Source organism: Nonomuraea sp. NPDC046570, assembly GCF_040645915.1.
GTDB lineage: Bacteria > Actinomycetota > Actinomycetes > Streptosporangiales > Streptosporangiaceae > Nonomuraea.
Genome location: NZ_JBEYZF010000002.1, coordinates 279,374 through 294,403 on the forward strand (window position 1 = coordinate 279,374; position 15,030 = coordinate 294,403).

At 70.9% G+C, this 15,030-nt stretch carries 14 protein-coding genes and 1 pseudogene; 13 read left to right on the forward strand and 2 right to left on the reverse strand.

All coding sequences use genetic code 11. From position 1 onward, the window contains the following. The first annotated feature begins 1 nt into the window (after position 1). The 4 genes and pseudogenes from ABZ911_RS04945 to ABZ911_RS04960 all read left to right on the forward strand — a co-directional run. Positions 2-874, forward strand: a complete 873-nt coding sequence (locus ABZ911_RS04945) for a dihydroorotate dehydrogenase electron transfer subunit (RefSeq protein WP_358051968.1) — start codon at positions 2-4, stop codon at positions 872-874. Beyond that, complete coding sequence (locus tag ABZ911_RS04950; protein ID WP_358051970.1) at positions 864-1,841, forward strand: dihydroorotate dehydrogenase; 978 nt, start codon at positions 864-866, stop codon at positions 1,839-1,841. Before ABZ911_RS04945 ends, ABZ911_RS04950 begins: the two co-directional genes overlap by 11 nt. Next, on the forward strand, positions 1,838-2,533 hold the full coding sequence (gene pyrF, locus ABZ911_RS04955; RefSeq protein ID WP_358051972.1) for an orotidine-5'-phosphate decarboxylase: 696 nt from the start codon (positions 1,838-1,840) through the stop codon (positions 2,531-2,533). Before ABZ911_RS04950 ends, pyrF begins: the two co-directional genes overlap by 4 nt. Before the next feature lie 106 nt (positions 2,534-2,639). Then, positions 2,640-3,404: pseudogene (locus tag ABZ911_RS04960) on the forward strand (Tn3 family transposase); the annotation flags it as partial. 424 nt (positions 3,405-3,828) lie between these two features. Here the strand turns inward: ABZ911_RS04960 and ABZ911_RS04965 are convergent. Together ABZ911_RS04965 and ABZ911_RS04970 are read right to left on the reverse strand one after the other, a co-directional pair. Beyond that, positions 3,829-4,995 carry a CU044_5270 family protein gene (locus ABZ911_RS04965; RefSeq protein WP_358051974.1) on the reverse strand — a complete coding sequence of 389 codons (1,167 nt, stop codon included), beginning with the start codon at positions 4,993-4,995 and terminating at the stop codon, positions 3,829-3,831. Next, positions 4,992-5,543 (reverse strand): sigma-70 family RNA polymerase sigma factor, encoded by a 552-nt coding sequence (locus ABZ911_RS04970; RefSeq protein WP_358051976.1) that lies wholly within the window; start codon positions 5,541-5,543, stop codon positions 4,992-4,994. The genes ABZ911_RS04965 and ABZ911_RS04970 overlap by 4 nt, the downstream gene beginning before the upstream one ends. Positions 5,544-6,050: 507 nt before the next feature. On the opposite strand from ABZ911_RS04970, the gene ABZ911_RS04975 reads away from it, so the two are divergent. From ABZ911_RS04975 to metK, 9 genes are all read left to right on the forward strand, one after another. Continuing rightward, on the forward strand, positions 6,051-6,569 hold the full coding sequence (locus ABZ911_RS04975; RefSeq protein WP_358051978.1) for a tyrosine-type recombinase/integrase: 519 nt from the start codon (positions 6,051-6,053) through the stop codon (positions 6,567-6,569). A gap of 1,164 nt (positions 6,570-7,733) precedes the next feature. Continuing rightward, positions 7,734-8,057: an integration host factor, actinobacterial type gene (gene mihF / locus ABZ911_RS04980; protein ID WP_358051980.1), complete on the forward strand. Its 324-nt coding sequence runs from the start codon at positions 7,734-7,736 to the stop codon at positions 8,055-8,057. Positions 8,058-8,197: 140 nt separating this feature from the next. Next, positions 8,198-8,764 carry a guanylate kinase gene (gene gmk / locus ABZ911_RS04985; RefSeq protein WP_358051982.1) on the forward strand — a complete coding sequence of 189 codons (567 nt, stop codon included), beginning with the start codon at positions 8,198-8,200 and terminating at the stop codon, positions 8,762-8,764. 23 nt (positions 8,765-8,787) lie between these two features. Continuing rightward, complete coding sequence (gene rpoZ / locus ABZ911_RS04990; RefSeq protein ID WP_358051984.1) at positions 8,788-9,057, forward strand: DNA-directed RNA polymerase subunit omega; 270 nt, start codon at positions 8,788-8,790, stop codon at positions 9,055-9,057. A 6-nt stretch (positions 9,058-9,063) separates the two neighbouring features. Beyond that, positions 9,064-10,254: a bifunctional phosphopantothenoylcysteine decarboxylase/phosphopantothenate--cysteine ligase CoaBC gene (gene coaBC / locus ABZ911_RS04995; protein WP_358051986.1), complete on the forward strand. Its 1,191-nt coding sequence runs from the start codon at positions 9,064-9,066 to the stop codon at positions 10,252-10,254. A 118-nt stretch (positions 10,255-10,372) separates the two neighbouring features. Beyond that, positions 10,373-12,400, forward strand: a complete 2,028-nt coding sequence (locus ABZ911_RS05000) for a TPM domain-containing protein (RefSeq protein ID WP_358051988.1) — start codon at positions 10,373-10,375, stop codon at positions 12,398-12,400. Positions 12,401-12,417: 17 nt separating this feature from the next. Beyond that, entirely contained in the window at positions 12,418-13,182 is a 765-nt protein-coding gene (locus tag ABZ911_RS05005) for a PspA/IM30 family protein (protein WP_358051990.1), read from the forward strand. A gap of 76 nt (positions 13,183-13,258) precedes the next feature. Beyond that, positions 13,259-13,627, forward strand: coding sequence for a hypothetical protein (locus ABZ911_RS05010; RefSeq protein WP_358051992.1), 369 nt, complete (start codon positions 13,259-13,261; stop codon positions 13,625-13,627). Between the two features lie 116 nt (positions 13,628-13,743). Next, a complete protein-coding gene (metK, locus tag ABZ911_RS05015) occupies positions 13,744-14,931 on the forward strand; it encodes a methionine adenosyltransferase (RefSeq protein ID WP_358051994.1) in 1,188 nt (395 codons plus the stop codon). The last annotated feature ends 99 nt before the right edge of the window (positions 14,932-15,030 follow it).

The window sequence follows — 15,030 nt, forward strand, 5'->3', positions numbered from 1 at the left end:
GATGGCGACGGCTGCGACACCGGTGCAGGTGACCGGCACGGTGCTGACGACGCGCCGGGTCGACGCCTACCATGCGCTGACCGTGGTGGCGCCCGGCATAGCCGAGCGCTTCAGGCCGGGACACTTCGTCTCCGTCGCGGTCGGCGGCGCGCACACCTCGATGGTGACCAGGCGGGCCTTCTTCGTCCACGACGTCAAGCCCGACTACGGCGGAACGGTGGAGCTGGTCTTCACCGCCGGCGGGCCGGGCACGGCGTGGCTCGCCGAGCGCCGCGCCCGCGACACGCTCGACCTGGTCGGGCCGCTCGGGCGGCCCTTCCCGCTGCCCCGCGACCCGGTCTCGTGCGTGATGGTCGGCTCGGAGTACGGCTCCGCCGCCCTGTTCCCCGTCGCCGACGCGCTGATGGAGCGGGGCTGCCGGGTCGACTTCGCGCTCGGCGCGGCCAGCGCCGACCGGGTCTTCGGCGCCATGCGCGCCCGCCGGATGGCCGAGACCACCGCGCTGACCACCGAGGACGGCTCGCTCGGGCTGCGCGGCAAGGTGACCGACGTGCTGCCCTCGGTGATCGCCGACACCCGGGCCGACGCCATCTACGCGTGCGGGCCGATGGAGACGCTGCGCGCGGTCACCGCCGTGGCGATCGAGTTCGACATTCCCGTCCAGGTCGCCGTGGAGGAGGCGATGGCCTGCGGCATCGGCGTCTGCATGACGTGCGTGCTGCCGGTGATCGGCGACGACGGGGTGACCAGGATGGTCCGCGCGTGCGCGGAGGGACCTGTCTTCAGGGGGGAGCGGGTGCGGTTCGAGGACGTGGGAACGATCCCGTTCGACGCGCTGGGCGCGCCAGGCGGCGGAGCCAGGCATGTCAGTTGACATGCGGACCTTCCTCGCCCACGTCGAGCTGGCCAACCCCGTCACCACCGCCGCGGGCTGCGCGGGCGCGGGCCGCGAGCTGGCCCAGTTCTTCGACCTGCACCGGCTGGGCGCGCTGGTCACCCGCTCCATCACGATGGCGCCGCGGGCCGGCCGCCCCACGCCCCGGATGGCCGAGACGCCCTCGGGCATGCTCAACGCCGTCGGTCTGCAGGGGCCCGGCATCGACACCTTCCTCGAACGCGAGCTGCCCTGGCTGGCCCACCGGGGGATCAGGACCGTGGTGTCCGTCGGCGGCGGCACCGTCGCCGAGTACTCCGCGCTGGCCCGCAGGCTCACCGACGCGCCCGGGGTGACCGCCGTCGAGGTGAACCTGGCCTGCCCCAACATCGAGGACCGCGGCCGGGTCTTCGCCCGCGACGGCGGCGCGGCGGCCGAGGTGGTCGCCTCGGTGCGCTCGGTCATGCGTTACGACGTGCCGGTGGTCGCCAAGCTGTCGCCCGACGTGGCCGACATCGTCGCCGTCGCCCGCGCCTGCGTGGACGCCGGGGCCGACGCGCTCTCCATGATCAACAACCCGCTGGGGATGGCCATCGACACCGAGACGCTGCGGCCCGCGCTCGCCGCCGTCACCGGAGGGCTGTCCGGCCCCGCCGTCCTGCCGGTCGCCGTACGCTGCGTCTGGCAGGTGCACGCCGCCCTGCCCGGCGTCCCCATCATCGGCGTCGGCGGGGTGATCTCCGGCCGCGACGCCTTCCAGCTCATCCTCGCCGGGGCCTGCGCGGTCGGGGTGGGGACCGCGCTCTTCCACGACCCCTACGCCTGCCTGCGCATCGAACGCGAGCTGGAGGACCTGCTGCAGGCCAGGGGATTCCAGCGGCTGGCCGACGCCGTCGGCCTGGCCCACCGCCCGCCCGGCAGCGCCTCCCGGCACCTGCTCGTCGACTCCGAGGAGAGTTCCCTTTGACACCCGCGCCCATCGCCGTCGCCCTCGACGCCCCTGACCTGGAGACCGCGGCCCGCTGGGCCTCGCTGGTCACCCCGCACGTCAGCACGGTGAAGGTCGGCCTCGAGCTCTACCTGCGCTACGGGCCCGACGTGATCGCCTCCGTCCGCGGGGCGAGCGGCGTCCAGGTCTTCCTCGACCTCAAGCTGCACGACATCCCCAACACCGTCGCCGGCGCCGCGCGCGCGGTCTCCCGCCTGCGGCCCGCCTTCCTCACCGTGCACGCCGCCGGGGGAGCCGCCATGATCCAGGCGGCCGTCGAGGCGGTCCCGCACACGCAGGTCGCCGCCGTCACCGTGCTCACCTCGCTGTCGGAGGGCGACCTGGGCCGCATCGGCCTGGCCGGGCCCGCCGGCGACGCCGTACGGCGCCTGGCCGTGCTGGCCGTCTCCTCCGGCGCCACCGCCCTGGTCTGCTCGCCGCACGAGGTGGCCGCCGTCCGCGCCGAGGTGGGGCCGGACATCACCCTCATCACGCCCGGCGTCCGCCCGACCGGCTCCGACTCCCAGGACCAGGCCCGGGTCGCCACCCCCGAGCAGGCGCTGGCCGACGGCGCCGACCTCCTCGTCATCGGCCGCCCCATCACCGCCTCCCCAGACCCCGGCGCCACCGCTGCAGCCATCGCGGCCTCCCTACGCCGCACGACCGGCTGAGCCGCCGGGCGCCGCCTCCCTGCGCCGTACGACTGGCTGAGCCGCCGGGTCCCGCCCTCCCTGTGCCCGTACGCCGGGCTGACCACCGGGCACCGTCTTGGTGAGCGTGCACGAGCTGTCGCTGGCGGGCAACAAGCACACCACCGCCACCAAGATCGACAAGGCGTCGGTGGACGTCACCAACGCCTTCGCCAAGCTGGACGTGGCGGGCGTGTGGGGTGACGGCAAGACGGTCGCGGCCGATGGCTCGCAGATCGACACCTGGGAGAACAACCTGCTGGCCGAGACCAGCATCCGGTACGGCGGGTACGGCGGGATCGCCTAGCGGCACGTCTCCAACACCTACATCGTGCTGTTCAGCCGTTTCATTCCGTGTGGGGTATGGGAGGCGGTCTACATCATCGAGGGCTTGCTGCGAAACGAATCGGATATCCGGCCCGACACCATCCATGCCGACACCCAAGGCCAGGCGCTGCCGGTCTTCGGCCTCGGCGCGCTGCTGGGATTCGATCTGCTGCCCCGCATCCGCAATTGGCACGACCTGATCTTCTACCGGCCGGACGAGAACACCCGTTACGCCCACATCGACTCGCTGTTCGGCGACGACGCGGTCGACTGGGACCTGATCGAGAACCACTGGAGCGACCTGCTCCGCACGGCGATCTCGATCCGGGAGAACCGGCTGTCCTCGGTGACGCTGCTGCGCCGGTTGGGCAACCACTCCCGCAAGAACCGCCTGTATCGGGCCTTCCGCGAGCTCGGCCGCGCGATCCGCACCATCACGCTGCTGCGCTACCTGTCGGAACCGCAGCTACGTGAGCAGATCACCCAGGTCACCAACCGCAACGAGGCCTTCCACGGCTTCGCCGAGTCTTCTACTCCACCGCCTGCGACATCACCGACGCCGCCAACGACATCGCCGCCGAAGGCCGCCCCGTCGACCTCGACGACCTGGCCACCGTCTCGCCCTACATCACCCACACCGTGCGCCGGTTCGGCAACTGGACGCTCGACCTGACCCCGCCAGAGCAGAACCCCACGACCCGGCTCGACCTCGAACCCCGCGTGCTGTTCCCGGCCTGACCGCAAGAAGACGAGCGCAAGAGAGCCCGGCACCGCACCCCCAGCCCTCAGCGACACCTGCCCAGCGATCTTGAAGAAGGCGGTGAGGACCGCGCCGTGCGCGGGCCACCACCGCGCCAGGGCCGACCTGGCAGCACATCATCGTGCCCGACGATGTGGCCTCGGCGCCGCCGATCCCTCTGCCAGCTCTCGCGCGCAGATTGGTGAGCGCCTCAGTTCTGATGCGTCGGCAGTTCTGGGCGTTCGTCGGTCCAGCCGATCGCCTGGAACGAGGTGGAGCTGCGGAGCTCCGCCTGTCGTCCGTTGGCGAGCTTGGTTGTGTTCGTCCTCACCTGGGCGAGCGGCAGGCCGGTGCTGGGATCGACCACGAGCCGGATCTGGGTGAACAAGCCCGGCTCTGCTTCCTCCTGATAGCTGAGCGTCTGCCCGGGCCTGCCCAGCGGGTCTGTCGTTTCGCCCTCGGCCCGGATGCCGGGCAGAGACGCGAGGATCCGGTACGCGGATGCCCGAGCCTCGGGCGAGGCGGGCAGGCGACTGATGATGTCCACGCAGCCTTGCCGAAGGAGCAGCGCCGTTACCTTCTCCACGTCTATCCCGGCGTCAGGGTCCGCCGTCAGCCGCCGGGTGATGCGCTCTTCCAGGTAGCTTCGGAGCTTATCGGGCTCGCCCGGGATCGCGCGCAGTTCCTTCCAGGTGATCAGCTCCCCTGTCAGGTCGCCGGCCGAGCCCTTCCACTTGCCGTGAAGCCGTGCGGCGGTCTGCTCACCTGCCGCCGCCTCCAGCGGCCTGAACGGGACGGCGAACAGCTCCTCCGTCTTCATGTTCTTGGGGTATCGCCAGCTGGTGGGCGCCCCCTCGGCCCGCCAGGCTGCCTCGTCTTGCGGGGTCGCGGGCTTGACGCCGAGATCCTGGTCGATCCACCAGCTTTGCAGATTTGGCCGTTCTGCCAGCCACGTCTCATGGGACCGCCTGCCCTCGAGCACATAGCTGCGCGTGGGGTCGGTCAACATCCACTGGTTGACGGTGGCGGTGCGCCAGTAGTCGCCGCTCGCCGGGGCCTTCTCCACGGCGACGGCAGCGGCGAGTAGGATCTGCCGGGCCGTCGGTTCGGCCGTCGCGGACACCGACGTACTGGGCTGAGGTCCGATGGAGACCGTGCTCTCAGACAGCATCGTGGGGGCGATAACCGCTACCGCGGCGGCCGCGGCCAGGCCGAGCAGAGCGCGGCCAGGAGAGAGCAGGAGCCGCCGCCGTGCCGGAACGCGTTCCAGCGAGACGATCTCCGCCAGCAGCGCGTCCGCCCCCGCGGTGGACGCCCGGCCGGCCAGGTCCTCATCCAGCACTCGCGCCCGGTTCTTGAAGATCTGGTCGTTGTTCACCCTGACTCCTTCTCGATGAGCGGCCGTGATGTGAAACCGGCGGCCGATGGGCGGGTCTTCTCCAGGGCCTTGGCGAAGCGCTTGCGGGCCCGGTGCAGGCGGATACGGGCGGCATTGCGGGAGCAGTCCAGCACTGTGGCGATCTCGCCGGGGTCGAGCCCCTCCCAGAGGGTCAGGGCCAGCAGTTCACGATCGCTGTCGGCGAGCATGTTCATGGCTTCCTCCACGCCGTGCTGCTCCCTGTGGTGGGAGGGGGCGGCGTAGAGGTGTTCGATCTCGTCGGTGAGTTCGGCGTGCCGGGTGAGCCTGCGCCGCTCGCTACGGCGGTGGTTGGCCAGGACCCGGCGGGCCACGCCGTACAGCCAGAGCTTGCCGGCCTCGCCGTCGGGGAGCTCGGTTATCCGCCGCCAGGCGACGACATAGGTCTCGGCCACAACATCGGCGGCGTCCTCGGGTGAGGAACACCGCCGTACGGCATATCCGAGGATCTGCTCATAGGTTCGCCGGTACACCGCCTCAAAGCGGGACCGGTCGTCTTGTTCATTCACGCGTCATCCTCGTCAGACCTTCCGAACGCTGCGGGCTTTCAATTCCTACGTGTCCGCGGCCGCCGGCAGAATTTCAGGCCAGGCAGGAACGACTGAACCGATCGGAGCGGCCCCACGACCGGCGGCGTGCGAAAACCCCGGACCAGCAGGTCAGGCTCTCGCCACCACTATCAGCAGATGTGACAGAGAATTGGCATTACCTGTCGTACGGCCACGCGGGGTGTCGCGTCCGCCCAGCTCGCCGCTCGCCCAGGCCGGGCCGACTCAGTAGTGTTATCTGTCACAACCACCGTGGAGGTTCGTCATGCCGGCCGTCGCCTTCCCCGGCGCGCCCGGAGTGCATGAACCCGTCGCGCCCCCCGGCGACCGCTCAACCATGTCCGGCGCCATCGCCCGCTTCCTGCCACTACCCGCGTCGGCTACGCCCGCACCCTGGCCCGCCTGACCGCCGTCACCGGGCCACACCACCCCGTCGTCGACCTCGATTGCGACGACTACGCCGCAGTGATGGCGGACTGGGACACCGCGGCCCCGGCCACCTGGAACCGGCACCTGTCCGCCTTGATCTCCTTCACCACCTGGGCCCAGCGCCAGGACCTGCTGGCCACCAACCCCGCCCGCCACCTGCAGCGGCGCAAGACCGCCCGCCGCGGCGACCGCGCCATCCCGTACACCCGGCTGGAGGCCTTGTTCACCGACGACCGCCACCCCCTGCGGGAACGGGTCCTGTGGCGGCTCCTCTACGAAACGGCCGCCCGGGCGGAGGAGATCCTCTCCCTCAACGTCGAGGACCTCGACCTCGAATTCCGGCGCGCCCGCGTCGTCTCCAAGGGCGGCGCCATCGAATACGTGCACTGGGCCACCGCCACCGCCCGCCAGCTGCCCCGCCTGCTCCAGGGACGCCAGGCCGGGCCGGTGTTCCTGGCCGACCGCCGCGCCCCCGCCTCCGGCCCGCGCGGACCCGCTGCCGACGACATCTGTCCCCTCACGGGCTACGGCCGCCTGTCCTACCCCCGCGCCGAATAGCGCCTCGGCGATCCTCGCGTCGGCGGTCTTCTTACCGGGTGTCCGGAGCGCGGGCGTCGATGTTCAGGCATGTGTGGAAGGCCCCCAGAGGGCTCTGCCAGGCGCAACGGGCCACGCGGGCTACCGGTGCGTGCAGGAGGCGCTCACCAACGTCCTGCGCCACGCGGGGCCCGGCGCAAGCGCACGCACCCTCCGGTACGGCACGTCCAACCTGTCCATCGCGTGCGGCCGTCGGCCACCTCGCTGAGGAGTACGCGGCGCCGCAGGTGGACAGGGCGACGCCGTTGAAGGCGATCACGGTGCTCAGGGCGGTGGTGGCGTCGGTGCCTGGGCGGCACACCACCACACTCTCACACAACACCCGCACCTAAAGCCGCACATAACCCACGAACCCCCAGGTCATCCCCCCTCGCAGGACGACCGACGCCAAAATCGCCCAGCAGAGCCTGCCACTCAACAAGGCACCCACCTCTTCGCGCTGGCTCCCTCGCGCTGGCTCACAGGCCCTCGCCACCACGCACCCCCGGCTGTGCGTCCTCGCTCCCCACTTACTCGGCCTCATCCTCATGTGTCCCGGCCTGGCCCCCTCCGGCCGTGCCCTCTCCGAAGGTTGGACTGCAACGCCTTCGGTCCTCGCCTTCGGTCCTCGCCTTCGGCTCGGTCCGGGGGGCTGCCGGGGGTCGGTTGGTGGGCTGCTTCCTCGTGTAGGTCGGGGTCTTCGCGTTCCTTGGTTGGGTGGAAATCGGTCGGTCCGGTATGCCGTACACGATCTTGGGGGTTCGTGTGGGGTGGGTGGGCGGCAGGGCCTTGCCTGTCGGGGAATCTGAAGAGGAGGGGGCTTGTCGATCTTGACGTTAAGGGTGGTTTTGGGAGGGTGAATGCGACGATAGCGTCATGATCGATTAATTTCGGTCGGGGGAGAGGGAGGGGTTGGTGTGAGGGGTGGAGGTGATCAAGGGGGGTGATCTTGGGGGTGGGGTGAGGAGTGATGAGAAGTGGGAAGTGGGGGCGATTTGATCGACAGTGGGTGGTTTTCACGATACGGAGAGCGATGAAGTGGGTTTTGTGATGAGAGAAACCGCCCTTGACGTTGCCTAGGGGGCGATGACCAGCTAGTTTCCCTTCCCGTCCGAGTACATCGACAGAAATTCGAGGTGACCCGGCGTGGCTCTTCCTCCCCTGACCCCTGAGCAGCGCGCCGCAGCCCTGGAGAAGGCTGCCAAGGCCCGTAAAGAGCGTGCCGAGGTCAAGAACCGGCTCAAGCACGGCGCGGTTTCTCTGGCTGAGGTGCTCAAGGATGGGCAGACCGATGACGTCATCGGCAAGATGAAGGTGTCGGCCCTTTTGGAGTCGCTCCCCGGCGTGGGCAAGGTCCGCGCCAAGCAGCTCATGGAGCGTCTCGCTATTGCCGAGTCCCGCCGCGTGCGGGGGCTCGGTGCGAACCAGAGGGCCTCCCTCGAGCGCGAGTTCGGTGGCGCCGAGAGCTAATCTCGGTTCCACACGAAAAGCGCAGGTTCAACGGGGGGTAGGAAGTGACCGGTAGGTCCAGGTCCGATGATGTTCAAGCCCACGAGGCGGCCGATGTCGGGGGACCACAGACTCAAGCCGGTGACGGCCTGCCCCCAGGTGTGGCCCCGCAAGGGCGCACCACACGGCGACTGACGGTCCTCTCCGGACCGTCTGGCGTCGGCAAGTCCACGGTCGTCGCCGAGCTCCGGCGGGCACACCCAGAGGTGTGGCTGTCGGTCTCGGTGACCACCAGGAAGCCCCGCCCGGGCGAGACCCACGGCGTGGAGTACTTCTTCGTCGACGGCCCCGAGTTCGACCGGCTCGTGGAGTCGGGCGAGCTGCTGGAGTGGGCCGAGTTCGCGGGCAACCGCTACGGCACCCCCAGGGCCGCCGTGCTGGCCAAGCTGGCCTCGGGCATCCCCACGGTCCTGGAGATCGACCTGCAGGGCGCCCGGCAGGTACGGCAGAGCATGCCGGAGGCCCTCCTGGTCTTCCTGGCCCCCCCGAGCTGGGAGGAGCTGGAGAAGCGCCTGCGTGGCCGCGGCACCGAGCCGGAAGAAGTCATCGCCCGCCGCCTGGAGGCCGGGCGGATCGAGCTGGCGGCCGAGAAGGAGTTCGACACCACGCTCGTGAACACGAACGTCCAGGATGTGTGCCATCGGCTGATAGCCTTGATGACTGCATGACAATCCGACGAGAGGTCCGACACGTGGCAGGCATTGCCCCGACGACCGAGGGCATCACCAACCCCTCGATCGACTCGCTGCTCGACATCGTCGACAGCAAGTATTCCCTGGTCATCATGGGCGCCAAGCGCGCGCGCCAGATCAACGCCTACTACTCCCAGCTCGGCGAAGGCCTGCTGGAGTACGTCGGGCCGCTGGTCGAGACGCACGCTCAGGAGAAGCCGCTGTCCATCGCCCTTCGCGAGGTGGCCGACGGCCTCCTCAGCGCCGAGCCCATCGAGGGTGCGGTCTAACCCTTCATGAGGGTCGTTCTGGGCGTGGCCGCGGGCATCGCCGCGTACAAGGCGTGCGAGCTGCTGCGGCTGTTCACCGAGTCCGGGCACGAGGTGCGGGTCGTCCCGACCCGCGACGCGCTGCGTTTCGTGGGGGAGCCGACCTGGGCCGCGCTGTCCGGCAACCCGGTGACCGTCGACGTCTGGGACTCCGTCCACGAGGTGCCGCACGTACGGCTCGGCCAGCGGGCCGACCTCGTGGTCGTGGCGCCGGCGACGGCCGACGTGCTCGCCAAGGCCGCCCACGGGCTGGCCGGCGACCTGCTCACCAACACGCTGCTGACCGCGCGCTGCCCGGTGGTCTATTCGCCCGCCATGCACACCGAGATGTGGGATCACCCCGCGACCCGCGCCAACGTGGCCACGCTGCGCGAGCGGGGCGCCATCGTGATCGATCCCGCGGTCGGCCGCCTCACCGGCGCCGACACCGGTCCGGGCAGGCTGCCCGACCCCGCCGAGATCTTCCAGGTGTGCCTGCGCGTCCTCAGCGGTCGTCCGCGCGACCTGGCCGGGCGCAAGGTGGTGATCTCCGCGGGCGGCACCCGCGAGGCCCTCGACCCGGTCCGCTTCCTCGGCAACCGCTCCTCCGGGCTGCAGGGCTACGCCCTGGCCCGCACCGCCGTCGCGCGCGGCGCCGAGGTGACGCTGGTCGCCGCCAACGTCGCGCTGCCCGACCCCGCCGGGGCCAAGGTGGTGCGAGTGGAGTCGGCCAGGGAGCTGCGTACGGTGGTGCTCGACGCCTCGGCCGACGCCGACGTGGTGGTGATGGCGGCGGCGGTGGCCGACTTCAGGCCCGCCGAGCGCGCCGAATCCAAGATCAAGAAGACTTCGGCGGAGCCTGACGCGATCGCGCTGGTGAAGAACCCCGACATCCTGGCCGAGCTGGGCGAGGTGCGTAAGGGCGTGCCGTACCCGAAGGTGCTGGTGGGGTTCGCGGCGGAGACCGACGACGTGCTCGCCAACGGGCAGGCCAAGCTGGCCCGCAAGGGCTGCGACATGCTGGTGGTCAACCAGGTGGGCGAGAACCTGGCCTTCGGGACCCCGGACAACGCCGCCACGGTGCTGGTCGCCGGCGGGGACCCGGTGGAGATCGCCCGCGCGCCCAAGGAGGACGTGGCCGACGCCGTCTGGGACCTGGTCGCCCCGCGCCTGTCCTGACTTCCCTCTCAAGCCCGCCAGCCCCGCAATGCCCTGTTTGCGCAGGTAACGATGTGTATGGATTCTCTTGGACGGGGAGGAAACCGCCCAAGGGGTTTCGGCCTGTTTGGGGGGACGGGTGCGGCACATCGTCGGGGTACTCGCGCTGCTCGTGGCCGTCCTGTGCGTGGGCGCGCTGGCGTTCTCCTCGATCGGGCCCGCCGAGATGCCCGCGATGGTCAACCACCTGCTGCTGTCCGCGGAGGACAAGCCGCCGGTCGCCGGGGACGAGCCGCCGGCGGTCACCGAGACGGTCACCGACCGCGCCGGAGTCCTCGGCGGAAGGACCCAGGAGGTCCAGGACGCCATCGCCAAGCTGGAGAACGAGCACGGCGTACGGCTCTACGCCGTCTACGTGGACGACTTCGCCGGGCGCAATGCCACCACCTGGGCCGACGACACCGCCCAGCGCAGCGGGCTCGGCCGCGACGACGTCCTGATGGCCGTGGCCACCACCGAACGCAGGTACGCCCTGTCCGCCGACACGAACTTCCGCCTCTCGGACGCGCAACTCAACCAGGTGGCCAGGACCTCGATCGTGCCCGCCCTGCGGCAGGGCGACTGGGCGGGCGCCGCGACGGGCGCGGCCACGGGGATCGGTGACGCCATCGCGAGCACCAGCGGTCCGGGCGCGACGTCCTCGGGGGGTGGCAAGGGGTTCCTGATCGCGCTGCTGGTGCTGCTCGCCGCCGGTGTCGTCGGCTTCCTCCTCCTGCGGCGGCGCCGGAAGGCCCGGGAGTCGGCCGGGCTGGAGGCGCTGGAGACCAAAGCGGGACAGGCGCTCGTCCAGACCGACGACGCGGTCAAGACCTCCGAGCAGGAGATCGGCTTCGCCCAGGCCCAGTTCGGCGACGAGGCGGCCAAGCCGTTCACCGAAGCCCTCGAGTACGCCAGAGGCGAGCTCGGCCAGGCCTTCCGCCTGCGCCAGCGACTCGACGACGAGATCCCCGAGGACGACGAGACCAGGAAGCGGATGCTGGAGGAGATCGTCCAGCGCTGCGAGGCGGCCGGCACCCGACTGGACGCCGAGTCGGACGCCTTCGACCGGCTGCGCGACCTGGAGTCGCAGGCCCCGCAGGTGCTCGGCGAGGTACGCCAGGCGTACGAGGAGCTCACCCCCAAGCTCGCCGAGGTGCGCGCGGTGCTCGACGACGCGGCGGCCAGGTACGCGCCCAGCGCCCTCGCCCCCGTCGAGGCGGGGCCCACTGAGGCGGCCGGCAGGCTGGCGTTCGCGAGCGAGCACCTCGGCAAGGCCGCCGCGGCGATCGAGGCGGGCGACAACTCCAAGGCCGTGGTGCCGCTCCTGGCCGCCCAGTCCGCTGTCGGCCAGGCGCGGCAGCTCCTGGAGGCGGTCACCCGCAGGTCCGAGGAGCTCGGCGAAGCCGCGGCAGGACTGAAACCGGCACTGGAACACGTCGCCGCCAACCTCTCCGCCGCCAAGGCGATGGCCGCCGACGAGCGCTTCACGACCGACCTGTCGTCGCAGATCGCCTTCGCCGAGAGCACGGCCACGCAGGTCGCCACCGACGTCGCCGCGGGGCCGGTCGACCCGATCGCCCAGCTCCGCCGGGTGGAGGAGGCCCAGCGGGCGCTGGACGGGGCGCTGTCGGGGGTACGCGACCGGCAGGCCCGCGAGCAGCAGGCCCGAGGGCTGCTCGACCAGGCGCTGCTCGCCGCGCGCAGCGAGATCGGCGCCGCCGGGGACTTCATCACCACCAACAGGGGCGCGGTCGGCAGCACGGCCCGTACCCGGCTGGCGGAGGCGCGGCGGCTGCTCGACCAGGCCGCCGCGCAGGCGGGCGCCGACCCGGTGAACGCGCTGGCGGCCGCGCAAGGCGCCGACACGCTCGCCGTGGAGGCCGTGCGGCACGCCCGCGACGACATCGACTCCTCCGGCCTGGCGCTCCGCGGCGGCGCGGGCGCCGGCGGAGGTGGTGGGGGAGCGGGGGCGGCGATGGGGGCCGTCCTCGGCGGGATTCTGATCGAGAGCATGATGGGCGGGGCATCGGGGCGGCGCCGTACGCGCGGCCGTACCGCCGGTCCCGCCCCCGGAAGCTTCGGCGGCGCCCGCACGCGCGGGCGCAGGGGCGCCGGAGGCGGTTTCTAACACAGGGGGAACGACCGATGTCCAAGCAGTCGATCTTCGGGCGCGTCGCGCAGCTGGCCAGGGCCAACGTCAACGCGATACTCGACTCGGCGGAGGATCCCGCCTTGATGCTCGACCAGATGGTGCGCGACTACACCGACAACATCGCCGAGGCGGAGAAGGCCATCGCGCAGACGATCGGCGGGCTGCGCATGGTCGAGGCCGACTACGCCGAGGACATCCGGGCGGCCGAGGACTGGGGGCGCAAGGCGATGGCCGCCAGCGAACGGGCCGACGCCCTGCGCGGGTCGGGGCAGGCCGCGGAGGCCGACCGGTTCGACGAACTGGCCAAGGTGGCGCTCGGGCGGCAGATGGCCTCGGAGAAGGAGGCGACCGACGCGGCACCCGGCATCGCCACCCAGCGCGAGGTCGTCGAGAAGCTCAAGTCCGGCCTGCAGCAGATGCGGAACAAGCTCGGCGAGCTCAGGAGCAAGCGCGACGAACTGGTCGCCCGGTCCCGCACGGCCCAGGCGCAGGCGCAGGTCCAGGACGCGGTCAAGAGCATCGACATCCTGGACCCGACCAGCGAGGTCAGCCGGTTCGAGGCGAAGATCCGCCGGGAGGAGGCCAAGGTCATCGGGCAGCAGGAGCTGGCGGCCTCGTCGCTGGACGCCCAGTTCGAGAGCCTGGACGACCTCGGCGAGCAGAGCGAGGTGGAGGCGCGGCTGGCCGCGCTCAAGGCCGGCCAGCCGATCCCCGTGCAGCGCGGCGAGCCCGCCGCGCAGATCCGCCCGCCCGTGTAGGAAACGGTCCGCCGGCTTACCTGATCAACTGTTGCGGCACCCCCTCGGCCTGCGGATACTGGGCCGGGGGGATGCGATGCCGGTGAGTTCCGCTGTCAGAGACCGATGCAGGACGCTGCTGCGTCCCGACGAGACCATCCGCTACATCTTCCCTGCCCTGTCGGTGGGGCCGCCGGGTATGGCGAACTTCCTGATCGTGGTCAGCGACCTGCACGTCTCGGTGGTGGCCACCCGGATGCTCAGGAGCGACCGCCCGGTGTCGGTGTACGCGACCTACCCGCGCGAGACGAGGCTCGGGCCGATCATGCTCGCACCCGCTCCGACGATCGGACTCGGGCCGATGACTTTCGAGTTCGACGAGGAGTACGCGGCGGTCGTGGCCGCCGCCGACGCCGAGGTGTTCGCACCAGAGTTGATGCCCCTTGACCCACTTCCTGACCTTTGAGAGGGAGACGGTTTCGCGGCGCCCGGCTCAGTAGGGCTAGACTCGGCGAAGCGCTGGGCGTGCCATACCGCCACAGCGCCTAGCCGTCAGCAGCCGCTGCATGAGGAGCCACTGAGTTGTCACGTCGCCTGTTCACCTCCGAGTCGGTCACCGAGGGCCACCCGGACAAGATCGCCGACCAGATCAGTGACGCGATTCTCGACGCCATGCTCAAGGACGACCCCAAGAGCCGGGTCGCAGTCGAGACGATGATCACTACCGGCCAGGTCCACGTCGCAGGCGAGGTCACGACCGAGACCTACGTCGACATCCCCGGCGTCATCCGCGAGAAGATCCTCGAGATCGGCTACGACGCCTCGCACAAGGGATTCGACGGCGCCTCCTGCGGCGTGTCGGTGTCCATCGGCGCGCAGTCGCCCGACATCGCCCAGGGCGTCGACGACGCCTACGAGCACCGCGAGGAAGGCGACACCGACGAGCTCGACCGCCAGGGCGCGGGCGACCAGGGCCTGATGTTCGGTTACGCCTGCCGCGAGACCCCCGAGCTCATGCCGCTGCCGATCACGCTGGCGCACCGGCTGGCCCGCCGCCTGTCCGAGGTCCGCAAGTCCGGCACCGTGCCCTACCTGCGCCCGGACGGCAAGACCCAGGTCACCATCGAGTACGACGGCGACAAGCCGGTCCGCCTCGACACCGTCGTCGTCTCCACGCAGCACGCCGCCGAGATCGACCTCAAGGAGATGCTGACCCCCGACATCAAGGAGCACGTGGTCGACCCCGTGCTCGCGGGGCTCGACATCGACACCGCCGACTACCGCCTGCTGGTCAACCCGACCGGGCGCTTCGAGATCGGCGGCCCGATGGGCGACGCCGGCCTCACCGGCCGCAAGATCATCGTCGACACCTACGGCGGCTACGCCCGCCACGGCGGCGGCGCCTTCTCCGGCAAGGACCCGTCCAAGGTCGACCGCTCGGCCGCCTACGCCATGCGCTGGGTCGCCAAGAACATCGTCGCCGCCGGCCTGGCCGACCGCGCCGAGGTCCAGGTCGCCTACGCCATCGGCAAGGCGCACCCGGTCGGCGTGTTCGTCGAGACCTTCGGCACCGAGGCGGTCCCGACGGAGAAGATCCAGCAGGCCGTGCTCCAGGTGTTCGACCTTCGCCCGGCCGCGATCATCCGCGACCTCGACCTGATGCGTCCCATCTACTCCGAGACCGCCGCCTACGGCCACTTCGGCCGTGAGGGCTTCTCCTGGGAGGCCACGGACCGCGCCGAGGCGCTGCGGACCGCCGCGGGCCTGTAGTCCCGACCGCTCACCGGATGCCGCACCCCGCGCGGGGTGCGGCATCCGCATTTCTGGCGGGTAATCGCTCCAAGATCGATATAACGTGTCTCACAGCAA